Origin of the sequence: Occallatibacter sp. (assembly GCF_035317045.1) — a bacterium.
Classification (GTDB): Bacteria; Acidobacteriota; Terriglobia; order Terriglobales; family Acidobacteriaceae; genus Telmatobacter.
The window spans coordinates 44,155-68,847 of sequence record NZ_DATHHT010000035.1; the positions used below are offsets into that span (position 1 = coordinate 44,155).

Annotated in this window: 19 protein-coding genes; 10 read left to right on the top strand and 9 right to left on the bottom strand. The window is 59.7% G+C overall.

Annotation, left to right across the window (positions count from 1 at the left end; genetic code table 11):
- Nucleotides 1-69 precede the first annotated feature (69 nt).
- Nucleotides 70-1,068, top strand: coding sequence for an aldo/keto reductase (locus VK574_RS17055; protein ID WP_472801068.1), 999 nt, complete (start codon nucleotides 70-72; stop codon nucleotides 1,066-1,068).
- Nucleotides 1,069-1,109: 41 nt separating this feature from the next.
- Here the strand turns inward: VK574_RS17055 and VK574_RS17060 are convergent, their stop codons facing one another.
- Together VK574_RS17060 and VK574_RS17065 are read right to left on the bottom strand one after the other, a co-directional pair.
- Entirely contained in the window at nucleotides 1,110-2,318 is a 1,209-nt protein-coding gene (locus tag VK574_RS17060; RefSeq protein WP_472801069.1) for a sensor histidine kinase, read from the bottom strand.
- Nucleotides 2,315-3,793 carry a DUF7125 family protein gene (locus VK574_RS17065; RefSeq protein ID WP_472801070.1) on the bottom strand — a complete coding sequence of 493 codons (1,479 nt, stop codon included), beginning with the start codon at nucleotides 3,791-3,793 and terminating at the stop codon, nucleotides 2,315-2,317. Before VK574_RS17065 ends, VK574_RS17060 begins: the two co-directional genes overlap by 4 nt.
- Nucleotides 3,794-4,090: 297 nt before the next feature.
- Here VK574_RS17065 and VK574_RS17070 point away from each other — a divergent pair, with 297 nt between their 5' ends.
- The 7 genes from VK574_RS17070 (at nucleotide 4,091) to VK574_RS17100 (ending at nucleotide 13,034) form a co-directional block, all read left to right on the top strand.
- Complete coding sequence (locus VK574_RS17070) at nucleotides 4,091-6,238, top strand: S9 family peptidase (protein ID WP_472801071.1); 2,148 nt, start codon at nucleotides 4,091-4,093, stop codon at nucleotides 6,236-6,238.
- A gap of 298 nt (nucleotides 6,239-6,536) precedes the next feature.
- Complete coding sequence (locus VK574_RS17075; protein WP_472801072.1) at nucleotides 6,537-8,975, top strand: YncE family protein; 2,439 nt, start codon at nucleotides 6,537-6,539, stop codon at nucleotides 8,973-8,975.
- A gap of 124 nt (nucleotides 8,976-9,099) precedes the next feature.
- On the top strand, nucleotides 9,100-9,969 hold the full coding sequence (gene ribH / locus VK574_RS17080) for a 6,7-dimethyl-8-ribityllumazine synthase (protein ID WP_472801073.1): 870 nt from the start codon (nucleotides 9,100-9,102) through the stop codon (nucleotides 9,967-9,969).
- Nucleotides 9,970-10,004: 35 nt separating this feature from the next.
- On the top strand, nucleotides 10,005-10,385 hold the full coding sequence (gene nusB / locus VK574_RS17085; protein ID WP_472801244.1) for a transcription antitermination factor NusB: 381 nt from the start codon (nucleotides 10,005-10,007) through the stop codon (nucleotides 10,383-10,385).
- Nucleotides 10,386-10,621: 236 nt separating this feature from the next.
- A complete protein-coding gene (locus tag VK574_RS17090) occupies nucleotides 10,622-11,017 on the top strand; it encodes a YtxH domain-containing protein (protein ID WP_472801074.1) in 396 nt (131 codons plus the stop codon).
- A 283-nt stretch (nucleotides 11,018-11,300) separates the two neighbouring features.
- On the top strand, nucleotides 11,301-11,816 hold the full coding sequence (locus tag VK574_RS17095) for a hypothetical protein (protein ID WP_472801075.1): 516 nt from the start codon (nucleotides 11,301-11,303) through the stop codon (nucleotides 11,814-11,816).
- A 39-nt stretch (nucleotides 11,817-11,855) separates the two neighbouring features.
- Nucleotides 11,856-13,034, top strand: coding sequence for a YncE family protein (locus VK574_RS17100; protein WP_472801076.1), 1,179 nt, complete (start codon nucleotides 11,856-11,858; stop codon nucleotides 13,032-13,034).
- 56 nt (nucleotides 13,035-13,090) lie between these two features.
- Here the strand turns inward: VK574_RS17100 and VK574_RS17105 are convergent, their stop codons facing one another.
- On the bottom strand, nucleotides 13,091-14,425 hold the full coding sequence (locus tag VK574_RS17105) for an MFS transporter (protein ID WP_472801077.1): 1,335 nt from the start codon (nucleotides 14,423-14,425) through the stop codon (nucleotides 13,091-13,093).
- A 119-nt stretch (nucleotides 14,426-14,544) separates the two neighbouring features.
- On the opposite strand from VK574_RS17105, the gene VK574_RS17110 reads away from it, so the two are divergent.
- Both VK574_RS17110 and VK574_RS17115 read left to right on the top strand, forming a co-directional pair.
- On the top strand, nucleotides 14,545-16,575 hold the full coding sequence (locus VK574_RS17110) for a hydantoinase/oxoprolinase family protein (RefSeq protein WP_472801078.1): 2,031 nt from the start codon (nucleotides 14,545-14,547) through the stop codon (nucleotides 16,573-16,575).
- Nucleotides 16,572-18,164: a hydantoinase B/oxoprolinase family protein gene (locus VK574_RS17115; RefSeq protein ID WP_472801079.1), complete on the top strand. Its 1,593-nt coding sequence runs from the start codon at nucleotides 16,572-16,574 to the stop codon at nucleotides 18,162-18,164. Before VK574_RS17110 ends, VK574_RS17115 begins: the two co-directional genes overlap by 4 nt.
- A 404-nt stretch (nucleotides 18,165-18,568) precedes the next feature.
- Here VK574_RS17115 and VK574_RS17120 read toward each other — a convergent pair whose 3' ends face one another.
- The 6 genes from VK574_RS17120 to VK574_RS17145 form a co-directional block, all read right to left on the bottom strand.
- Nucleotides 18,569-19,699 (bottom strand): carboxypeptidase-like regulatory domain-containing protein, encoded by a 1,131-nt coding sequence (locus tag VK574_RS17120; protein ID WP_472801080.1) that lies wholly within the window; start codon nucleotides 19,697-19,699, stop codon nucleotides 18,569-18,571.
- 202 nt (nucleotides 19,700-19,901) lie between these two features.
- Nucleotides 19,902-20,561 carry a PspA/IM30 family protein gene (locus VK574_RS17125; RefSeq protein WP_472801081.1) on the bottom strand — a complete coding sequence of 220 codons (660 nt, stop codon included), beginning with the start codon at nucleotides 20,559-20,561 and terminating at the stop codon, nucleotides 19,902-19,904.
- Nucleotides 20,562-20,619: 58 nt separating this feature from the next.
- Nucleotides 20,620-21,258, bottom strand: a complete 639-nt coding sequence (locus VK574_RS17130; RefSeq protein ID WP_472801082.1) for a DUF2059 domain-containing protein — start codon at nucleotides 21,256-21,258, stop codon at nucleotides 20,620-20,622.
- Between the two features lie 99 nt (nucleotides 21,259-21,357).
- Nucleotides 21,358-22,794, bottom strand: a complete 1,437-nt coding sequence (locus tag VK574_RS17135; RefSeq protein ID WP_472801083.1) for a flotillin family protein — start codon at nucleotides 22,792-22,794, stop codon at nucleotides 21,358-21,360.
- Between the two features lie 313 nt (nucleotides 22,795-23,107).
- Nucleotides 23,108-23,791: an NfeD family membrane protein gene (locus VK574_RS17140; protein WP_472801084.1), complete on the bottom strand. Its 684-nt coding sequence runs from the start codon at nucleotides 23,789-23,791 to the stop codon at nucleotides 23,108-23,110.
- A 50-nt stretch (nucleotides 23,792-23,841) separates the two neighbouring features.
- Nucleotides 23,842-24,357 carry a helix-turn-helix domain-containing protein gene (locus tag VK574_RS17145; protein WP_472801085.1) on the bottom strand — a complete coding sequence of 172 codons (516 nt, stop codon included), beginning with the start codon at nucleotides 24,355-24,357 and terminating at the stop codon, nucleotides 23,842-23,844.
- Between the last annotated feature and the right edge of the window lie 336 nt (nucleotides 24,358-24,693).

A 24,693-nucleotide genomic window follows, 5' to 3' on the forward strand; every position in this document is an offset into this window, starting at 1 on the left:
AATTGCAGCCGCATATCACTTGCCGCATCTCATCGACAGGCTTACCATGCCTCACGGAGAGAGAGCGCCATGACCACTGCATCTGCCATTCAGCCGCGTAAACTGGGCCGCACCGGCCCTGCCGTATTCCCCATTGCCCTCGGTTGCATGGGCATGAGCGGCATGTACGGACCCGCAGATGAACCGGAGTCACTCGCCACCATCCATACCGCCATTGACGCCGGCGTCACCCTCCTCGACACAGGTGATTTCTACGGCATGGGCCACAACGAGATGCTCCTTAGCCGGGCTCTGCGCTTCTTCCGCGAGAAGGTCCTCATCTCGGTCAAGTTCGGCGCCCAGCGCGGCCCCGACGGCGCGTGGCTCGGCTACGATGCACGCCCCGCTGCCGTCAAAACTGCACTCGCCTATTCGCTCAAGCGCCTCGGTGTCGACCACATCGACATCTACCGCCCCGCTCGCCTTGACCCCAACGTCCCAATTGAAGACACCATCGGCGCCATCGCCGACATGATTCAGGCAGGCTACGTCCGCCATATCGGCCTCTCGGAAGTCGGCCCTGAAATCATGCGCCGCGCTGCCGCCGTCCATCCCATCGTCGACCTGCAAATCGAATACTCGCTGATCAGCCGGTCGCCCGAATCGAAGATCTTTCCAGTCCTCGAGGAACTCGGCATCGCGGTCACCGCCTACGGCGTCCTATCGCGCGGATTGCTCTCGGGTTCCTCCAAGAATGGTCCCGGCGACATCCGCAACCGTTTCCCGCGGTTTGCCGCCGAAAACGAGGCGAAGAATCAGAAACTCGTTGCGCGGCTCGCCGAAATTGCCGCGGGCAAGGGCATCACCCAATCCCAGCTCGCCATTGCCTGGGTCCTCGCGAAAAGTCCGACCATCATTCCGGTCATCGGCGCGCGCACCCGCGCCCAACTCGCTGAGAGCCTTGCCGCTCTCGAAGTCACACTTACACCGGCGGAGGTTGCCGCGATTGAAGCTGCCATTCCAGCCGACGCCGCGGCCGGTACCCGCTACGACGCGCACCAGATGCAGGTCCTGGACAGCGAAAAATAGCCGCACCTCGGTGCGGCTGTTTACATTCATCCATCGGTCGGCTACTCTGGCGGCCCGCCGAGATCGTTTCGCCCGGCTGAACTCCCCACCGTGCGGTCATCCGCGCCGCGTCCCCGCTCCGTCGGCAGATACATCGTGAAGACCGTTCCGCTCGGTGCCTCCGTGCGCGAACGAAAACGCAACCTCCCCCCATTCTTCTCGACGACGTCGCGCGTCAGCCACAGCCCGAGTCCCGTTCCGCTGCTGCCCTTTGTCGTGAAGAACTGCTTGAATAGATTCTGGCGAATCTCCTTGCGAATGCCCCCTCCGGTATCGGCCACGGTCAGTCGCGCGTGCTCCACTCCGTTGATCGATACCGGCAAAACATGGATCCGCAGGTTTCCGCCCTCGCGCATCGCATCGACCGCGTTGCCGATCAGGTTTACCAGGGCCTGCCGTATCTCGCCTTCGCAACAGTATCCAAACGCCCTCTCTACCTTGATTCGTTCGCGAATCTGCCGCTCGCGCAGCTTGCCCCGGAACAGTGTCAGCGCCGAGATTGCCAGTTCCGAAACATCGGTGAAAGCCGGCTTGGCCGGTGCGCGATGAAACTTCAGGGTATGATCCACGATCTCATTGATGCGCTGAAACTCGTTCGCCGCAAGGTGTCCGAACGACTGCGCCTCTTCGAGAGAATGGCTGTGCTCCACCAGGTAAAGAAGGTTGCCTAGCGCTTCCAGTGGATTGTTCACTTCGTGCGCCATGGTGGCGACCAGCCGGCCCGTCACCGCCAGGTGCTCGGACTTCCGCAGAGCCTCATCGCTTTGAGACTGCCTTACCGTGGCGTCGCGAACCTGGAGTTGTTTCTGCCGCGAGTTGTGCGCCACCTCGATGGCACTCAGCAGCATCTCCATGCGTACAGGCCGTTCCAGCAGAATCAAGCTGTGAATTTCCGTGCGTGCGCGGCTCGCCATCGCCGCGTAACTGGATTCGCCTGCGCCGCTGGTCAGAAGAATCGCCGGCAGTTCTGACCACACCGGCTGCGCATCAATCATCTTTCTGAAAGCTTCGATACCGCCGCGCAAAAGCGCTTCATCCGTCAGAATCAATCCCAGCAGAAGCGCGCTGTCGACCCCAGCTACTTCGCGCACGTGCGGCACACACTCCGCCCGATATCCCCCTCGATTCAATAACCCGCAAATCAGTTCGCCGTCACGACCCACTGGAGCGACTACCAGGAAGCGGGGAACATTGGCCAACGACTCAGTCACAGCAACGGTTGTCCTCCTGTGTACTGCGGCGTTCCGGTAAGCACTCCGACGAAGTTACGCAGTGGATCGCCAATCATCAGCTTGCCTGAGCGCATCTGCACTTCCCGAATCGACCGCTCATGCGGTCCCGATCGCCGTTTCATCACCGAGATAGCCTGTCGCACCTCGCCGCCCGCCTCGAAGTAGCGCAGCAGCAGCACATTGTCGGCGAGGTAGCTCACGTCTGTCGGCGACGACATCGCGCTCCCAAGGATTCCATACTGCGCCAGCACCAGGAACGAAGCCACGCCCACCTGGTTCAGGTACGACAACAGCTCATGCAGTTGCACCGTCAGCGCCTGTTCTTCATTCATGGAGTTCATCAGTCCATTGAGGCTGTCGATCACCACGATGCGCCACTTCTCCTGCTCCACCCCTTCGCGAATTCGGTGCACGAATTCTCCCGGCGAAAGCTCCGCCGGATCCACTTGCTCAAGGTAGATCGATCCATCGTCGAGATAACGGTCCAGATCCATTCCTAGTCCGCGGCTCCTCAAAATGAACGATTGGCGCGTCTCATCGAATGCAAAGATCGCGCTCTTTTCTCCGCGCTTGGCCGCGCTCTGCACAAATTGCGTGCACAACGTTGACTTTCCACACCCCGTCGGTCCCGCAACCAGCGTGCTCGTACCCCGCTGCACGCCGCCATTGAACAAGGAATCCAATTCCGTCACTCCGCTCGGCAGATTCTCCGGTTCCACCTTCATCCCGCGATGCTCGCCCGACACCAGCCGCGGAAACACCCGCACCCCGCCCTTCACGATGACGTAATCGTGATATCCCTCGCGAAAGCTAGATGCCCGGATCTTCAATACCTCCAGCCGCCGCCTCGTGATCCCGTAATTGCGCTGCAGCACTTCCAGCGAAATCACTCCATGAGCGATGGTCTGTACCTGGCTCTCCAGATTCTCGCGAAACCGCTCATCCAGCAGCAGCGTCGTACAATCCCGTCCCTCGAAAAATTGCTTGAGGCTCAATACCTGCCGGCGGTAGCGCACCGCATCGCGCGCCAGCATGCGCAATTCCGACATCGAATCGATAATCACGCGCGACGGCTGGAGGTCCCGCACCTTGGCTAGAATCGTCTCCAGAACGTCCGCCAGTTCTACTTCGGCCGGTTGGAATACCGTGTATTGCTGTTCGATTTCGCCAGCTATCTCGGGTGGCGAAATCTTGCAGATTTCGATGTTCTCCACATTCATCCCATGGGACGCTGCCACATGTCGCAGTTCGTCCTCGCTCTCAGCGAGAGAAAGATAGAGTCCCTTCTCGCCGCGCTGGGCTCCCTCGATCAGGAATTGCAACGCCAGTGTCGTCTTTCCGGCGCCCGGATTCCCCTCGATAAGATAAAGAAAACCCTTGGCAAGACCGCCGCGAAGAATATCGTCTAGACCGGGAACCCCCGTAGACAGACGAATCTGGCTGTCAGCAAACATTGGCCCTGCTCTCTCGTGTTTCTTGTCTTGTTTTCAGCGCCCAAGCGTCGGCAAACGCTTACATTGCGGGCCGGTCTACAGAACGAATAGTAATTACGCTTATGTAAGCTCTAAGGCGTCCCTTGAGCCCTTAATAAGCAATTGGGATGCAGATGCCGGCCGTGGGTTTGTTTCGCCGTCTCACGTTTCGAGAGGCTATCCTCCTGACAAAACCTCGGATTCCGGCCGGGAAAGCGGTCCGCCTTTTTGCTGCTCCAGCTATCAGTTGTGTACGCTTTCGCCTGATAGCATTTCTGCATGTCACAGATTCCCCTTCGCAAAGCTCTAAATTCGATGCTGGCATTCGGTGTCTGCCTCGCACTGGCCGCAATAGGCATTCCACAGGTTCACGCGCAGGCAGCTCCCACCCCCGGCGTGACCGACCGTTCCCATATCGAAGAAGTTTTGCGCGGGCTCAATCGCGGGCGGGGATTTGGACAGGTGGCAATCTCGCCTGACGGTAAAAGGCTCGCATGGATCGAAGGCGGCCGCGGAGGATCGGAGATTCGTATCGCTTCGCCAGCCGACCTCGCGAAGACTGAGCGCGTTACGGCGGCAACCAACTCCGAGCAGCATTGTCGCGAAGGCGAGTTTGCATGGGCGCCCGATTCGAAGAGCTTTGCCTTCTTCTCTGACTGCGCCAACTCCGCGGACCATCAGGTCGACCTCTATCTCTCCCGGCTCGATGGCAGTCCGGCAAAGCGCCTGACGACCATGAAAGGACTTCCGCAAGCCCCTGCCTTCTCGCCGGACAGCAGCGAAATCGCCTTCCTCTACGTTGAGGGCGCATCCCGGCCCGCGGGCGCCCTTGCTGCCATGAAGCCTCCGTCTGGCGTGATTGGCGAGGACGGGGTTGAGATTCAGCGCGTGGCTCTTGCCCGCGTTGACTCCGAGGCGGCTCAGCCCACCCTGGTGACGCCCGCCAATCTCCATGTTTACGAATTCAATTGGGCGCCCGATTCCAAAGAAGTGGCCTACGTGGCAGCCAATCCGCCAGGCGAAAACAATTGGTGGGTGGCAAAGCTGTACACCCAAACCGTCGACGGACAGCCGAAGGCGATTCTGGCGCCGGAGACGGTATCCGGTGCGCTCCATGGGTTGCAGATCGCTGTGCCACGCTGGTCGCCCGATGGCAAGACCATCGCATTTATTGGCGGGCTGATGAGCGACCAGGGTTCCACCGGCGGCGATGTCTGGATCGTGTCGTCTGACGGCGGCCAACCCCGCGATCTCACCCAGGGCAGGCCGACTTCGCCCGCGTGGATCGAGTGGGGCAGCAACGACTACTTGTTTGTCAGCGAACTCGCCGGCGGCAACAATCAACTGGTCCGATACAAGCTCAGCGGTGATCGCATTGGCAGCGGGCAGGTTACATTCGGTTCACCCATCTTCTCGATCCCCGGCAGCGTAGGCGACGGCCGCATGGAGATGAGCCTCTCATCCACCGCCGATCGGTCGATGTTTGTATTCGGCGCCAGCAACTTCGAGCATCCGCGCGAAATTTATGCAGCCAAGCCTGGCACTGTCATGACCTCGGGCCTCGAAGGCGTAATGCAACTCTCCCACTTCAACGATGGCGTACAGCCTGCCTGGGGTAAAGCCGAGTCGGTGAACTGGAAGAGCGACGGGTTCCGCGTGCAGGGTTGGCTCCTGCTTCCCAAGGATTATGACCCGGGCAAGAAGTATCCCCTCATCGTTGAAGTCCACGGAGGGCCGGCCGCTGCCGTCACAGCCCGCTGGGGCGGCGGCGGTGGGCTCAGTTCCACCGCATTCTCCGCGCTCGGCTACTTTGTTCTGGAGCCGAATCCCCGCGGCAGCTACGGCCAGGGTGAGGCTTTCACACAGGCCAACCGGAAGGACTTTGGCTACGGCGACCTGCGCGACATCCTCGCCGGCGTCGATACCGTGCTGGCGAAATACCCGGTAGATCCGCAAAGAGTTGGAATCACGGGTTGGAGTTACGGCGGCTTCATGACCATGTTCGCCGTCACCCAGACCAACCGCTTCAAGGCCGCGGTTTCCGGCGCCGGCCTCTCCAACTGGCAGAGCTACTATGGCGAGAACTCCATCGACCAGTGGATGATTCCGTACTTCGGCGCTTCTGTGTACGACGATCCTGCGGTCTACGCCAAAAGCTCGGCCATCAACTACATCAAGCAGGCGCATACCCCCACCCTCGTCGTTGTCGGTGACCGCGACGGCGAATGCCCCGCACCACAGTCGTACGAGTTTTGGCATGCACTCCGCGATGAACACATTCCAACCCAGTTGGTCGTGTATCCCAACGAAGGACACGGGTTTGTGAACCCCGAACATCGTCGCGATGTTATGGATCGGGCCGTTGAGTGGTTTGCCATATATATGCCTGCCTCGGCATCTACCGAAAAAGGCGCTGGCTCCCATTGAGAGCCGTTGCTCCCCAATTCGCAGACCGGCGAGTCTATTGGAGTACAAGGCAATCAGACAGGACAGGATAGAGCTGGATAGCCATCCTGTCCTGATACACTTTTCTTTGGAGCAAATCGAGCGTGTTCTGTCGACCGGCTGCATGCAGTGGACGAATCCCGAAGGCCGGTAGCCCGCGCATTTTGAGCCGGCTTCTGGCCGGCGCTGGGCTTAAGGCAGGCTCGCTTTCAACCCATATTTCTTAACGCATTCTGGAGAGACCGTTCCGCGGTTCGATCGGGCGGGGCGGGGAGGATTCATGCGGCGGTATTTGACGCTTGTCTTCATAGTGTTTCTGGCAATTCCAGCGGGGATATCCTTCTCCGGCTGTACCCGTAACCCCGCAGGAAATTTTTGCAACGGTCAGGGCTATGGACTGAAAGATACGCAAGTTTTTGCGATCGATCTGGAACCGAAAACGACGGGTGTATCGATAGCTTTCGGACAGACCCGCCAGATCAATGCCCCCACGGCGACCACCTGCAAGGGCACAAGCGCAAGCGTGGGAAGTTATTCCTATGCCACCACCAATAACCAGATTCTCGATATCTCACCCACCGGGAACATGTGCGCAGGGACATGGAATCGCAACTCCGGCGGCGGCATCCCGGACTTTACCATCTGCAATCCTCCCAACCCCACCCCCAACTCCGGCGGATTGCCCTATGAAACAGCGTTCATTTCGGCCTCAGCCAACTCGGTAACTTCAAACCCTGTACAAATCTACATACATGCCCAGGTGAGTTCGGTAACTCTTGCAACGTCGGGAACAACCGCGGGAGCGCAGCAATGCTTTTCCCAGGGTGCGAGCGCTCAGCTCGATTCAGAAGCATGCTTTACTTCGGGAGGCACGCAGTATGAGTTCTGCGCCCCCTCCACAGTCACGCACTATTCGTGTCCGGGTGGATTGCCTCCGGGCGTCACCTCGGTTCCCAGTTGCTCCAACTCGATCGGCGCACTGACGTACTCGGTCGGAACCGCCGCGGTTGCCACCCTGAACAATGCCACCAACGTGATCACCGCGGCCCAACCCGGCACCACTACCATAACGGCGTCGGTCGCCGGCTCCGGATCCTCCGCCGGCTACTTCACCACCTGTCCGCCTAAATCCATTGCCGTCACCCTGAACGGCGCCACCAGTGGAACCGTGACCCAGGGAGTGACGCAGAACCTCGTGACCACCGTGCTCGACACGAATAACCAGCCGATCACGGGCCTCACCCTCCTCTACGAGTCAACCAACCCACTCGACATTTCGGTCGGCGGCGCGGGATCAATTGTGCCATCCTTCCCAGGCGCGGCATCCGTGTACGCCATCTGCGAACCCTCTGCGTGCAATCCTTCACCCATCAACCAGATCGGACTGTTCGGCACCGGCCTCTCGATCTCCAGTAATGCCGTCGATATCACCACCCCAGGCACCGCAAGTTCCTACGTGTGGTTCTCGGCTCCCGGACAATCCCAGTACTTTGTCCCCTATGACCTGGTCGGCAACTCGCTGGGTTCCACTGTGCGTTTGCCCTATGTGCCAAATTCCATGGTGATGGATCAGCTGGGCAGCACCCTCTACTTTGGTTCGTCCCACGCATTGATGACGTTTAGCACCCTGACCGATGCTTTGGCGGGCACTCCGAACACCGCTGTCCCTGGCGCTGTACTTGCTGTCTCGCCCAACAATAAGCAGGTGCTCATCAACGATCCGATCCGGCGCGTGTTCTACATCTACAACACATCGGGTTCGGTCGCCGCGTCCTTTACCGGTATCGGCAGCTCCGCGGCGTGGACGCCCGATTCGCAGACGTTGTATGTGAGCGACAGCGCATCGCTCGGCGCTGGACACTCCGATACCTTGTACGTCTACAACGCAAACACCGGGTGGACAACCTACGATCTGACTCCGTCCGGCGGCGCGACTAATCTCGCGATCACCGTCCCCGGCGTCGGTGCATATCTCAGTGGCAACCCCACAGTCGCTCATACCTGGTGTCCTTCCGGAACTGCAACCAACTACAGCAGCCTCATCTTCTACCCGCAGGGTGACTCCGTTCCGGTCCAAACCGACACTGTGGCCGCAACCAACGATGGGCAGCACCTGCTGGGTGCGGCAGTCGTCGGCGGCGCAGCCCAGCTTTCAGATATCAGCATCTCGATCCCCTTTGTTGCGAGCAGCGGCACGGCAACCGGCGGATCATCCACCACCGTGAACCTGCCCATCGCCTGTCCGCAGTCCGGCCAGACCCTGGAACCGCTGACGATTCAGCATCCGTTCTCAACACAGCAACTGAGTGTCAGCGGCATCAACCCTACGGCGGTCAATCAGATTGTTGCTTCGCCTGCGTCGAACCTCGCGTTCCTCACCTACGCCGGCTCGACTGCGGGCGCAAAGCTGCCCTACTATCTGCCCGGATCGGGTGGAACCCCGGGCACTCTGAACTACGTCACCCTTTTTGGCGGCAACGCGGTTACCGCTCCCATTGCAGGCGCATTCAGCCTCGACGACAAGCTCTTCTTCGTGTCGACGGCGGGCGACAACCTCATTCACTTCGTCAACACGTCCACCTTCCAGGACACGCAGCAGATCAATCCCAATTTGCCGGCGTGCACCCCGGGATCCGATCCTGATTGCCTCATCACGACCCCGACTACGAATTCAGTGCCAACGACTGCGATTGCGGTCAAGCCGCGCTCGACCACCTAGCAACGCGCCTTGCGTTCGCGTCATCGAAGGCCGGCTCCGTGCCGGCCTTCTTCTTGTGCCCCCGAATCGCCTCCGGCTCGCTCGCGCGATGAAAAACAGCCCTGCAGCACGATAGAATCAAGGCATGATCAAGGGAATCTCCATTCTGCGCCCCGCGGCCAACGCTGATGTCTACGAGCGCCTGGCAGGCTTCTTTGAGGCGATGGGATTTGAGAGGGGCTCGGGATGGAAGGATGCAGAGAGCTCCGGCGCATCGTTCATCGCTTCCGCCGGAAACCTTGAATTCGTTCTCGGCCGGTTTCCGTCGGTCTCTGATCTCATGGTGGAAGTAACGTCGCTCGATTCCGCCCACCAGGCCGCTGCAAGATGGCTCCGCGCCGCAGGTGGTGAGTCCGCAGCTATCCACTTATCCGAGATCAGCGATACCTCTTGGCAATCGCGCATCTTCACTGTCGAGCCCGAACCTGGATTTGCCTTCACATTCTGGGCGTGGACTGACCCCCAGAAGGGAAAGCCAATCGCTGTCGAAGGCGACCTCTCCGCCGAAGGCATGCGCTTTGCCATCATCGTCGCTCGCTGGAATGCAGTGATCACCGACCGCCTGCTTGACGGCGCACTCGATGCCCTGGTCCGCAGCGGCGCCAAACGCGCAGACATCGACGTGGTGCGCGTGCCCGGTGCCTGGGAAGTGGCCGCCGCGGCCCGCACCGTAGCAGATCAGCATAAGGTCGACGCCATCGTGACGCTCGGCTGCCTGCTGCGCGGCGAGACAGCGCACTACGAAGCCATCTATAACGAAGTGGCGCGCGGCATCGGCCAGTCACAACAGGAAACCGGCATCCCGCACAGTTTTGGCGTACTGACCTGCGAAACGCTGGAACAGGCGTTGAATCGCGCAGGCATCAAAGCCGGAAATAAGGGCTTCGAAGCTGCCCTCGCGGCAATCGAGATGGTGAGCCTGCGGCGAAAGCTCGTAGAAGGCGGGAACGCTTGACCGCTGGGACTCGCCGCAAATCCCGTGAACTCGCGATGCAGATGCTCTTTCAGGCGGACGTCGGCAAGCAAACGCCCGACCATGTGCGTGCAACCTTCTTCAAGTCGGTTGACGACGTCGAGCCTGAAGTCAGAAGCTTCGCCGAAGATCTCTTCAACGCGGCGATCACGCACCAGCAGCAGATCGACGAATTGCTCGTCGCCAATTCGCGTCACTGGCGTCTCGAACGCATGCCTGCCGTCGACCGCAACCTGCTCCGCATGTCCGTGGGTGAGATGATCGGGTTCAAGTCGACTCCGTTCCCCATCGTCATCAATGAAGCGCTCGAAATTGCAAGACGCTACTCCGCTCCGGAGTCAATCAACTTCCTCAACGGCATACTCGATGCGATCGCCCGCGGCCTTCTGCCGAAGTAAAGGGACAGGCAACCATTCCTCAAAGTAGTCGCCCGTCTGTGATTTACAACTGATTTTGATCCATCGGCGTCCAATGCCAGAAGAACCGGGGTTGTAAAAGCCAACGCTCCCGGCAGATCCGCAATTCTATTCACTTGGCGTAGAGTGCAATTTCAACGCGTTGGCGTATTTGCGGCGTAACATGGTGTTTTGATAGGCTCAGGCTTCTTGATACTGGGCAAAAGGAGATATGGGTTATGAGCGAAGATACGAGCAAGGGCCAGGGAGTGGCTTGGTTTCTGGCCGGATTAGGTGTAGGCGCTTTAATCGGCATTTTGTATGCCCCGAAGAGCGGTCGTGAGACTCGGGAAGATCTTGCACAAGGCGCTCGTGAAGGGTCCGAGTATCTGCGCGCCCGCGGACGTCAGGCCGCCGAGCAGGTCGGTCAGATTGTCGACAAGGGCAAGGAACAGGTCACTCAATATGTCGGGCGCGGACGCGAAGTGGTAGATCGCGGCCGGGCGCAATGGGAAGATTTCGTCGAGCGTGGCAAGAACCTGGTGCAGGATCAGACCACCCGCGTTGGTGCGGCCGTTGACGCAGGACGCGAAGCCTACCAGGCAAATGCCAAACCGACTGAACCCACAGCTTGAAGATGGATTGGGCCTGAATCGTTATTCGATTCAGGCTCTTTTCTTTGCTCAATCACAGCTGGTTGCGAAGATCGAAATCGGCGCTTCGGCTCTCTTACCGCCCTTCACGTGAGTGCGCGGAATTGCTGAATGGGCTTTACCAATTGCAGCGATTCTCGGGTTGCAGTGCCCGAAGCCGATGTCTTAAGTCGATGCGACCATCAGGAGTCGACGTCCTGGCTCAAATCTCAACAGGATATGGTTTACCCGGGAATCGCTCTAGAAAGATAGCGTCGGAGCCGAAATGAACAATGAAACAACTCTGCTGGTAATTTTTGTTGGAATCACAGGCCTCGCCTTGGTTGTCCAGGCCATCGTGATGCTGGTGGCTTTCCTCACCATGCGCAAGACAATCGTGTCTCTGCAGTCCGACGTCCAGGAACTGCGCACGACGGCCATGCCGATTTTGGCCCGGACCCGGGAAACCCTGGAGAAAGTCGCTCCAAGGATCGAGTCGATTGCGACCGACGTGGCCGATCTTGCCCACAGCCTGAAAGAGCAGAGCGTCGAGTTCCAGGCAGTTGCTGCCGAGATTCTGGAACGCGTGCACCGCCAGACGAGCCGCGTCGACAACATGTTCACAGGAATGGTCGACGGCGTCGAGCAAGCCAGCAACATGGTCGTTGATTCCATCACCATACCGGTTCGGCGAATTACGGCGATGCTGGCCGGGGCAAAAGCCTTCTTCACCGTGCTGGCTACTGGACGCAGGCCCGATCAACAAGTCGATGTGGTCGCCGATCAGGACATGTTTGTCTAGGGCCTGAGTAGTGTGAACAGGCCCTGGCCGGAAGATTCTATGAAGATCAAGAACTTCAGCCAGGCGGCCGTCGTAGCTGCTTGCTCCGCTTTCCTCTTGGCGGTCGTCAACGCGCAGGCTCCTTCGCCGCAATCTCCACAATCCGCAACCCCTAAGACAGCACTACTGGTGCTGTCCAAGCATGACCACACCCTCGCGATCGTGGACCCCGCAACATTGCAGGTTGTCGCGCGAGTTCCCGTCGGCGATGATCCTCACGAAGTTGTCGCCTCCTCCGATGGCCACACGGCCTACGTTTCAAATTATGGTTTCGGTGCATTCCATACGCTCGCAGTGGTCGACCTTATCGGCCAGAAAGCCGAAACGCAAATCGATCTTGGCGCTCTCCGCGGACCGCATGGGCTTGCATTTGCTGAGGGCAAGGTCTGGTTCACAGCCGAGGCCGCGAAGGCCATCGGCAGCTACGATCCTCTAACCGCCAGCATCAACTGGATTATGGGCACAGGCCAGAACCGCACCCACATGATTTACATCTTTCCTGTTGCACAGGAAATCATGACAACGAATGTGAATTCGGCCACAGTCACGATCCTCGAGCGCACCGCGGGACAGGTTGGTAGTGCGCCTCAAGGTCCGTCTCAAGTTCCACCGCCCGAAGGTGCTGGATCTCAAAGCCCTGGAGCACTTGCCTCACCTCAATTGTCCGGTGCCGGAGCGCCTCCTTCCGGAACGCGTGCTCCCGGGGTGCCTCCGCCCCCGCCTCCCGGTGGAGACTGGAACGAAACCGTCATCCCCGTAGGCGGTGGCTCCGAAGGCTTCGATGTCACTCCCAATGGCTCGCAGGCCTGGGTGGCCAACGCCCGAGACGGCACCCTCTCCGTTATCGATGTTGCCGCGAAAAAAGTGACAGCGACCCTGCAGGCCAATGCTCGTGGCGCCAATCGGCTCAAGTTCACGCCCGACGGAATGAAAGCCCTCATCTCAGCCGGCGGCCAACTCGTGATCTTCGACGTAGCCGCGCAGAAAGAAATCAAACGCCTTCAAATCGGCCGAGGTGGCGGAGGCGGCATCCAGGTTCAGCCCGACGGACAGCGCGCCTACGTTGCATTCGCTGCCGATGGCTTCGTCGCTGTCATCGACCTGAAGACTCTCGAAGTAGTCGGAAAGATCGATGCCGGTGCAAATCCCGACGGCCTCGCCTGGGCCGTCCAGCAATAATCCGAGCGCACTGCAAAGAAATCTCGGCGCACTGTATTGACGTTCGAACGCATCGCTCAGGCCAGTTCAACGCCCCGCGTCTCCTTGAGCAGCAGTGCAACACATGCCGCAGCTGCAAACGCCACCGCACTCGCACCGAACGCCCACGCCAGTCCATGCCGCTCGCTCAGCGCGCCGATCGTCACCGGCGCCAGTGCGCTCAACCCGCGCGCCACGTTGTATGAAATGCCCAACGCCGTGGCCCTGCTCTCCGTCGGAAATATCTCGCTGCCGATAATCCCCGATCCAGTAAAAAACCCCGTCCCGAAGAACGCTGCCACGCAGGCAAACACGAGAATCCAGCCCGGCTCACGTGCCCCTGCCAGCAGCGGAACCGCCGCTGCTGCCGCCGCAAGGTACACCACAAATGTCCGCTTCCGTCCAAACCGATCTGCGAACACGCCGAACAGCAAGTATCCCGGCAGCATTCCCGCAAGATTCACGGTCACCAGGAATCCCGTCAGACTCAGCGCCGCAAATCCCCGGCCGCCCTGCGATACGGGCAATACAAGATACGCCGGAATCCACGTAAACAGCCCCCACCACCCGAACATGCCAAACGTATTCGTGGCCGTCAGCACCACCAGCGCCCTCACGGAACCCCGTACTTTTCCGCGCGTTCGAACATTTGCATCCCCCGCGTGCAACCGCTCCCACAGCGGCGTCTCCGGCACATGACTCTGTATCCAGAACACCAGTCCCGCCGGCAGTATGCCCGCGAAAAACACCCAACGCCAGCTCCCGTGCGCCAGAATCGCCCCCGCAACCACGGCTGAAATCGCGTACCCCACCGCCCAACTGCTCTGCACAATCCCCAGCGCGCGTCCTCGCAATGCAGAGGGCCACGTCTCCGCCACTAGCGCCGCGCCCGTATTCCATTCCCCGCCCATCCCCAGCCCCAGCAGGAATCGGCACGCCGCGAGCATCGCGATGCTCGTCGAGAGTCCGCACGCAAATGTGAAAACCGAATAGATCAGGATGCTCGCGCTCAACATCCGCCGCCGCCCCAGCCGATCCGCCAGAACCCCGAAGATCAATCCCCCAACAGCCGATGCAATCAACGTCAGCGCATTCAATAACCCCGCCGTCGTCCGACTCATGCCAAACGCGCGCATCAGCGTCGCCAGCACAATCGAGTACAGCATCACGTCAAACGCATCCAGCATCCAGCCCAGCGAAGCTGCTATCACCACGCGCCGCTGCGCCGTAGTTGCCGCACTCCAGCTGAAGGCCGTCGCCGCTGGGACGTTCGTCTTTATCGAAATGGGGGAACCTCCATCTGTCATCGGTGCCATGGAATATGGGGTGCCCCATCCATTCGACAGCTCTTCGTCGAATGGGTGGGAAAGCACGATCTTTTCTGCTCGCTGGGTGCGGTATAACCCCATGCATGACTGTAGTTGATCGTCAGGACTTGTCTTTCGATTTTCTCGTCTACAACCGAATCACCTCCGCCTGATATGTTTTCTGAGTGGCACCCCACCTCACCATCGCCATCGATACCGGCGGCACTTTCACCGACTGCGTCTATCGCATCGGCAACCGCGTCGATGTCCTCAAGCTACCTTCGACTCCCGACGATCCCAGCCGTGCCATCCTTGAAGCCGTGCGCAAGATTGTCGGCCTCATCCCCGAAGCCACAGTCGAAGTCCGCCACGGCACCACTGTCGCCACGAACGCACTGCTCGAACGCAAAGGCGCGCGCGTCGCCTTCGTCACCACTGCGGGATTTGAAGACACGCTCGCCATCGCCCGTCAGACACGGCCCAACCTCTACGACTGGAATCATCATCGCCCCGCGCCCGTCACCGATCAGTGTTTCGGCATCGCGGAGCGCATCGGCCCCGACGGTTCCGTTCTCCTCGCACCCACTGATGCCGCCCTCGATCAACTTAGGCGCAATATCCGCAAATCGAAGTGCGAATCCATCGCCGTCTCACTCCTCTTCTCCTTCGCCAATCCCGCCCACGAGCAAGCCATTGCCGCCGCGCTCACCTCGCTCCGCCTCCCCATCTCGCTTTCCCACCAGATCCTCCCCGAATTCCGCGAATACGAACGCGGCTCGACCGTCGCCCTCAACGCCTATCTCGCCCCGCGGCTGCAGAGCTACATCCAAGCGCTCCAACGCGGCCTTGCCAAACGCGACGCCCGCCTCAGCATCATGCAGTCCTCGGGAGGCATCCTCTCCGCCGCATCCGCCGCGCGCGAGCCCGTCCGCACCATCCTCTCCGGACCAGCCGGCGGCGTCATCGGCGCACTCAGCGTAGCTCGCGCCTCCGGCATCGATCGCATCCTCACCTTCGACATGGGCGGAACATCCACCGACGTCGCACTCCTCGACCCGGGGTCCCCGGCGACAGATCCACGTCGCCGGGGTGGAGACGCCACACGCGAACCTCCCACCAGCACCGAAGGCCAGGTCGCCGGCCTCCCCGTCGGCGTGCCCATACTCGACATCCACACCGCCGGCGCCGGCGGCGGCTCTCTTGCATGGATGGACACTGCCGGTGCTCTGCAGGTCGGTCCGCAATCCGCAGGCGCCGTTCCCGGCCCCGCGTGCTACGGCAGCGGCGATCGCCCCACCGTCACCGACGCCAACCTCGTTCTCGGCCGCCTCCATCCCGATCACTTCCTCGGCGGCGCGATGCGTCTCGACGAAGCCCGCGCCCGCCGCGCACTCTCCGCAATCCCCACCAAGTCCTTCTCCACACTCGAACATCTCGCCGAAGGCATCCTCCGCGTTGCCAACGCCCACATGGAGTCAGCCCTGCGCCGCGTCTCCGTCGAACGCGGCCACGACCCCCGCACCTTCACGCTGCTCGCCTTCGGTGGCGCCGGTCCGCTCCACGCGTGCGCACTTGCTGAGGCGCTTGGCATCCGCCACGTTCTCGTTCCCAGCGCCCCTGGAGCACTCTCCGCCCTCGGCATCCTCGATGCCGACCTGCGCCGCGAGTTTTCCCGCACCGTGATGCTTGCGCCCGGATCTCCGCAAATCGCGCAGGTATTTCGCGCACTCGAAGACGAAGCGAGCGCCGCATTCACTGATGAAGGCGCGCGGCCGATCCTCACTCGCTCCGCCGATCTCCGCTACCACGGCCAGGGATTCGAACTCCGCGTCGACTGGTCCGCCAACGCCGTCGCGCGCTTCCATCGCCTCCATGCCCAGTCTTATGGCTACGCCGATCCCGCGCGTTCGGTCGAGATCGTTACCCTCCGCGTTCAGGCCATCGCGCGTACGCGCAAACCACGTCTGACCCGCGCAGCACTCGCCAAACCCAACGCCCGCCACGCGCAAATCTCCTCGCACCGCGTCTTCGAAGACCGCCGCTGGCGTAACGCAGTGCTCTACGATCGCTCCCGCCTTCAACCCGGCAATCTGTTCGTCGGACCCGCAGTCATCGCCGAACTCAGTGCCACCACATATCTCCCCAGCGGCTGGACCGCCTCGGTCGACCCTCTCTCGAATCTCATACTCACTCAAAAATCAGGAGCACGCCGATGACCGCGCGCCGCCAACTCGATCCCGCTGAAATCGCCGTCATCGGCCACGCGCTCCATTCCGTCGCCGTCGAGATGGGTGCAGCCCTGCGCCGCACCGCCTTCTCGCCCAACATCAAGGAGCGCCGCGATTACTCTTCCGCCATCTTCTCCGCTGAAGGCGACCTCATCGCCATGGGCGACGACATGCCCGTGCATCTCGGATCCATGCCCATGTCCGTCGCGGCAGTGCTTGCCGATCTGCGCCTCGACCCCAGCGACGTCGCGCTGCTCAACGATCCCTATCGCGGCGGAACACACCTGCCCGACATCACCATGGTTGCGCCCGTCTTCTTGCCTGGCCGATCGCGCGCTTCTTTCTACGTCGCCAATCGTGCTCATCACGCCGACGTCGGCGGCATGTATCCCGGCTCGATGGGTCCGTGCCGCGAGATTGCGCAGGAAGGCATCCGCATCCCTCCGGTCAAACTCATGCACGCCGGCAAAATGGACGCGCAACTTCTCTCCATCATCCTCACCAACGTACGCACACCGAAAGAGCGCGAAGGCGACCTCACCGCCCAACTTGGCGCCTGTCGCATCGGCGCCACGCGCATGCTCGAGATCGTCCAGCGCTTCAGCCATGCGCGACTTCTGCAAGGAGTGAACGCGATGCTCGCCGGCTCTGAGCGCCTCATGCGCAACGTGCTCGCATCACTTCCAGCCGGCGATTGGCACGCCGAAGACTTCCTCGACGACGACGGCGTCATCCCCGGCCCCATCGCCATCCGCGTCTGCGTCACCAACGATCCCAAACGCCGTCGTGCCACGGTTGATTTTGCCGGCACCGACCCGCAGGTTCCCGGCAGCATCAATGCGGTTTACGCCATCACATGGTCGGCAGTCTTTTATGTATTTCGCTGCCTGCTGCCGAGCGGCGCCATCTCAACGGCTGGTCTCATGCGACCTGTAACGGTCCTCGCCCCCGCAGGCTCTGTCGTCAACGCGCGCCCGCCCGCAGCCGTCGCCGGCGGCAACGTTGAAACCTCGCAGCGCATCGTCGATACACTCATGCGCGCGCTCGCCTCTGCTTTGCCCGATCGCATCCCCGCCGCGAGCTCCGGCACCATGAACAACCTGACCATCGGCGGAATCGATCCGCGCACCGGCCAATCGTATACGTACTACGAGACCATCGCCGGCGGTCATGGAGCCTCGCCGCAATCGCACGGCGCCAGCGGGCATCACGCCCACATGACCAACTCACTCAACACGCCCGTCGAGGCTCTCGAGTACGCCTACCCTTTTCGCATGATTCAATACGCTCTGCGCGCTAACTCCGGCGGGGCGGGGAAGCACCGCGGCGGCGACGGCATCATTCGTGAATTGGAATTACTCGGCGACGCACAAGTCACGCTTCTAGCCGATCGACGTAAGATCCAGCCTTGGGGCCTCGCAGTCGGAAACTCAGGCGCACCCGGCCAAACCACCGTAATCCGCGACAATGCGGAAGAAATCCTCCCCGGCAAATGCACCCGTGAACTCAAAGCCGGCTCAAGAATCCGAATACAATCCCCCGGCGGCGGTGCCTGGGGAGAATCGGACAAAGCGTAATCGTCGAGGTGTCATCCCGAGCCCCGCACGCTTGGGACCCCACGATAGTGGGGTAAGCGGGGCGAAGGATCCGCTTTTGTTTTTTTCCTCAAGGGGGTCTCATTTCGGCGCCCAGATTCGGAAATCGCCCCCACAGTGCATCAGGCTCATCAAGTACAGCATTCCGTCGTAATACCGGTTCTGCCCTGAAGGTATCGGCGCATTCCACAATGTTTCCGTGAACTTCTTTGCTCGTGCACGATCCGTAGCCGCCAGCGCGCCACCGCATTCGTCCCCGCCAGCCCAGACGGATGATCCTCGTGCGTCAATCCCGGCGTTGCGCCCATATTTTTTCAATTCAAGCGTAAACACAGGACCGTACTTGTCGATCCCCTCCGACGCAAGAAACTTCTGAATGCGATCGCTCAGTTCTGATTCTTTGCGCTGGGCGTCAACCTGCGCAGAACAAACTCCTGTATTACGCTGCTCACCTCGCGCTCGCCCGTGCTGATCAACAGGTTTCCAAACACAAGGCCGGCTCCGCGGTTAGACGGCGGATAGTAGATATTCGATATCGAGCTCGAAATCAGGTCGCCACCAAGACTGGAGTAATTCGGTTGCAGCTTGCCGTTGTCGCCTCGGCAAATGAACGGGTTCGAGAGCGCATGCCGAAGGCGCGACTTTACGGTGCCTGTGCCTTGATAGAAATACCGCGGATCCTGATGGAGCAGCGATGGAAGGATTGCGCCACCGAACATGATGTCGGTGACCCCGTCGGCATATGTCGCGCCAAAGCGCTCTCCGTAACCCTTTGCACCGAGCGGATAATTAAGACTGTCTCCAGCCTGGTCTATCCCGGCCAGAAAGGCCGCCCCGCCAAGACTGACAGGATCGATCGCAACCCGGTACGCCATCTGAAACTTCAACTTCGTCGTCAGAGGCACCGCGTTCTTCGAGTCATATACTACGTAAAAATTCGGAATGAATCCGAGAATCCGCTGCTGCTCCTCAAGCTCTACCTGCTGCGTCGCAATCTGTTCCGTCGATGAATACACCGTCACCGATGAAACGTTGCCCGCCAGTTTTAACTTGACGTCGGAAACGCCGTAAAACTGTCCGGCCGTAAGCGAAATCGGCGGCGAGACCCAGTTTTCAAAACCCTTTGCGCTGATGGTCAGCCGATACGGAACCCCCGCCTTCAGTCCCGGGAAATTGAAAAACCCGTTGTCGTTTGCATCCTGGGTTTGCCGATCCGCCGGGCTCGCGCCTTCAAGAACAACCGTCGCACCCGGAACAAGATCGCCATTCTCATCGGTGACAGTTCCATTCAAGTCCGTGGGCGACGCATCATTCTCAGGCGGTTTCGCGCCCCGGCTCGGCGTTTGCTGATCGACCGCAGCCGTCGGAGCATCGGGAAGAGTTGTTGCAGGAGTTGCACTTACATCGGCCGCGGGTTGGCTCGAATCCGGCTGCTGGCATCGCGCCACGCCCGCCGACCCTGCAAGAAACAGAAATACGGAAACAAAAACAGTAGCAAAAACCAGTCTATGGCGCATCCATCCACCCTCGGGGGAAATCGGTGCACCGGTCCACGTCGCCTCTGGCAACCTGGGCCAATACACCTGGGGGTGCATCCGCCACTGATCAGGCGGCGGATGCGTCACATTACATCACCTCGCAATTAGACGTAGTTTGCCACGCATAGATACAAAAAAGTCGTCGAACTGGCTAAGCCTATGATCACATTGGTCACGTTGACTAAGCCGACTGCCGGCTCTTGATTTCCTTCAGCATCAGCTCCACCTGGTCAGCGCTCTCGAGCGTCCTGAATTTATCTTCAAGCGACTCAGGTGTAAGTACTTCGGTCGCCGCAGCGTTCTCGGCGGTTGACACATGCACCTTGCTCTTCATGCGGTTGATCGCGCTTTCCTGGTCGTTGCCCACCACGTGCTGGGCCTTTGCAGCACGACCCACGACCTTTGCTCTACGATGTTCGGCAACCAGCATCTCGCAATGTGCGCGCGTCTCCGTCAGTTTCTGCTCCAGCTTGTGCAGAGCCTGCCGCAGATTGTCCGCCTCGTGCTTCTGGTCCTCGGCCTGCGTGGTGAAGCCGATTGCAAGCTGGTCCTGGCTTAGAGCACGCTCCAGCGCAGCCCGAGCCAAATCATCCTGGCCCTTCTGCACGGCTAGTTCCGCCTTCCGCCGCCACTCCGTACCTTGCAATTCGTGCTCGGCCTTCTTTTTCTCCAGCAAGTGCTGATCCGCAATCGCAATCGCCACCTGTGTCTTCACCTGGATTAGCTGGTTCTCCATATCGAGTACAACCTGTTTCAACATCCGCTCCGGATCCTCGGCCTTCTCTACCAGGTCATTCAGATTCGCCCTCAACAGTGTGCTAACTCTATCCAGTAACGACATACAATCCCTCCTCCTCACGTCTCAACTTAGATTCTTCAAATCACTTGCCCTTTAAAAATCACTGTTTCGCCGGCACCTTCGCAGCCGGCTTCGGCGCTGCCTGTTTGGCTGGCACGATCTCCGCCATCTCCTTCATCATTTCTTTTGTCATTGCCTGGCTTCGCTCTGTAACCTTTTCCATCACCATCGGCATGTACTCCTTCGCAATTACAGGTTGCGCATTCAGTAAATGCTGCCCGGCAGGTGAACTATAGAAGGCGATCAATCCATCCACGTCGTCCTTGCTGAGATGCTGCTGATAAATCGTGGTCATGTCCGCCATCATCTCGTCGGCAGGATAAAGGTCCATCGCCTTTCCTACGTACTTGCTCATCACGTCTTGCATCTGCTGGTGCTGTTCCGGCGTCAACTTGGTCCCCGCCGGCAAATCTGCTTCCGTCTGCTTCATTGCACCCCGGATCTGCTGCGAAACCATACCCGGTACAATCTGGCGCATCGACTGCATCTGCTCGCGAATCCGCATCACGTCAAACAGTTTTGCCAACTGCTCCTTCGTAGGCTCCTGATTGGCCGCGACCGTGGAGAGTTGGGTCGATGTCGCTGTCCCTGCCGGCTCAGTCGCCTGTGCTGAACCAATCGCCGAAAATGCTGCCATCACCGCAACCAGCGCCACCGCACTGCGAAAACTCCGAATCATTGTTTCCCTCCCTCGATTGCGTCGCGCGGCGAGAAGCCTTCACTCCTCGCCCCACAACGTTGTCTGCCCTGCAACGAACCACGATCAAACACGGCTCAATCAATGCTTGGCCGAATCCCCGTTCTGCGACTTATCGTCGGCCGGCTTGATCTTGATCGCCTGCACGTTGGCCATCAACTGCTTGATGTCCATCCCGCTCAGCGCTTCAAACAATGCCGGCACCTGCGCCGCAATCCGTGTCATGTCGCCGGTAATCTTGTGCGCACCGGCAGCATCGTCGTTGCCCGTGGACACAATCGTGATGTGATCCACTTTGCTCAGCGGCTCTGCCATGGCGCGAACCACATCGGCCATGTTGGTCAGCAGCTTGTCGACCACCGCAGCCTGGTTCCATCCCTGGTAGGCCTCGGCCTTTACGTTCATGGCCTTGGCTTCTGCCTCGCCCTTCTGGAAGATGATGCTGGCTTCGGCTTCGCCCTGCGAACGAATTGCAGCCGCGCGGCCTTCTGCCTCGGTAGTCAAGCGAGACTTCTCAGCTGAAGCGAGATTCTCAATCCGCTGACGCTCGATTTCGGCACCCTTCAATACGGTCGCAATCAACTCCTTCTCGTGGCGCATGATCTCGGCTTCCTGCACCTTAATCTGGCCTTCCTTCTCAACCTGCTGCACCTTTACCTGCTCAAGAGTCACCTGCTGCAGCATGACGTTGGTCTGCAATTCGTACGCCTTGTCGGCTGTGGCCTGTTGCCTGCGGCTTTGCTCCGCATACTCGGCCTTCTTGATTTCAAGGTCGCGTTGCGCTTCCGCCTGCCGCGTCGCCGAAGCTGTCTCTGCAATCACCCGCTCCTGGTCTGCCTGTGCCTTTGCAACGGCGGACTCCCGCAAAGCCGTCGCCCGCTTGATTGCCGTATCTCTCTCCGCATCGGCCGTCGCCATCTCTGCGTCACGCTTGATGCGCGCCACATCCGGTTTGCCCATGTTCGAGATGTACTCGTTCTTGTCGCGCACTTCCTTGATCGTGAACGAAATGACTTCGAGCCCCATTTTGCTCATGTCTTCGGCACACGTTGCGCGCATGCGCTCGCCCACCATCTCGGGCTCCTTCACAATCTGCTCCACCGTCAACTGCCCGATGATTCCGCGCAGGTGCCCTTCCATCACCAGCCGGATCAGACCCTCGCGCTGTGGCGGAGTCTTGGTTAAAAACTGTTCGGCCGCCGTCAAGATTGAAGCCTGGTCGCTGCGCACCTTGATCTGCGCTACGGCTTCCACCGTCACGGCCACGCCTTGCTTGGTGTAGAGATCCTGCTGCGGAGCCACATCGAAACTCATCAGCTCCAGGCTTAGCTCGCGGCAGTTCTCCACCATGGGGAAGATCACCGTGCCATGTCCCTTGATCACACGAGGTCCACGGAAACCATAGACAATCAGTGCTTCATTAGGGCCCGCCTTGCGATACATCCTGGCCAAAATGCCCATGATGAAAATGAGCGCCAATACTCCTAGTCCGACAAACAGAACAAGCTCTGGTTTCATTCGATCCCTGTCCTTTCAACAGGGGTTGAATTGTTAATGGTTGTACTCGGTTCGCATCGTTCAGTGCTCAATAGAACAGAGAGCAGTGAATAGTCATCGGCGCTGCACATCTGCCCGATCCCTGATCTCTGAACCCTGATCTCTGCTCCCTGACTTCCTCGGAAATAACTTCGCCAGCAATCCCAGCAGAAAAATCCCTACCAGGACAGCCATATCCGCAATCAGCACGGTTGAATTCGTCATTGCAATCCCGGTCCTTCGGCCGGGCACAGATTGTTGAATGTCGCACGGCAGTCGCCATCAGCCATACAAATCAGCGACTGGCAGTTTTTTCTATTCCCTGTTCCCTAATCCCTGTTCCCTTGGGATTTGCCTCCGGCAAATCCTCCCACCGCCTCACGTACGCGACCCCTTTTTCGTAGCGGATGACGAACACTTCCTCATCTTTCGCCAACGCATCGCCATCCTCAGCCCGCGCAATCGCCGACCGCGTCGCGCCCGTTTGCTGGTACACGATCGCCCCCGTTCCGCCGGCACGAATCGGTGACGACACACGCCCCACCACGCCCACAACATCCGTCTCATCCGCGGTCAGTTCGCGATCGTGCGGCATCAGCACCCTGGTCAGAAACACGAAGATGATTGCCCCGCCCGCAATGCCGCAAATCGCTGCAAGCACCACCACCACGCCCGCGACAAAGCTTCCATACTTCGTCAGCAGAAATCCTGCCGCGCCAAACCAGCACAGAAAGATCATGATTGAGAACGCATTCCACCACGGAACCTCGGGCCCCATCCCCCTCGCGGATCCTCCACCGCCTGCACCCGCAGGATGGGAAACTCCCACTCCTCCATGCGGCACGTGCGCCACATGCGGAAGATGCACGTGCGGTGCATGTACATGTCCGCCAAAATGCCCCATTCCCCCCAGCAGCGAGATGAAACTCAACATCAGCCCCGCCAAAAAACAAACCAGATAAAACGTCTCCCAGTTCATCGCCGTGCCCCCAAATGCCTCAGTCCCTACGTCCCTAGTCCCTATGTCCCTTAGTCCCTGTTTTCTCTAATTCCTGTCTTTTTCTTCCTCAGCACTTCCATCAACCGCGGCATCAACCCCGGTGTCTCCAGAATCGCCTCAAGCAGCAGCAGGCATTCTCGCGAACGTTCATGCTGCGCCACCGTCAGTAGTGCGCTCTTCAATTCCGGATCGCGCCGGAACCGCTCCGCTCCCGAAACCAGCCATAGGTCCAGCTTGTCCTCGAGGCCCCTCACTTCGCTCAACAACTCCGGGTGATAGCCTTCCGGATCGTCCACCAGGTATCCCGGATGCACCTTGAAAAATTGCGCCAGGATCTGCCGCGTCGTGTTCGTCAGGTGCGGTCGAGCCCCGCTTTCAATTTGCGAGAGATAACTCTGGCTCAGCTTCGAACCGGTCTCCGCCGCGATCGCCCGCGTCAGTTCCTGTTGGCTCATCGCGCGGTTCATGCCCCGGAGGCTGCCCTCCACCTCGCGCAAATACCTGATTTTCTCGCCGAGTTTCATCGATCCGTCCGCGATCAGCACTCAAAACCATCCATAAGCCAATCGCAAATTGCAATAACAATATCGCAATCCGTAATAAGTGTCAACAGGAATCGTACTTCTGCGTGCGGGCTTCGATTCGGTGTCAAGCCTTTTTTTCGATCGAGCCTGCTAAACGAAACAATCCAAAGGCAAAATTCCCAGGTTTGATTTGCAGGTAATTTCCCCGACTTGGCGCATACTCAAGAGCATTGGTGGGAAATCTCTGCTGGGCTCTCAGGCAACACGTCGAAGCCTGAGCTAAGTCCTCCCCGCAGACGACTCTACGGCTAACTTCAATTTCTGGAAGATGTTGCGGCGTTGCCTGCTGGTAAGCCA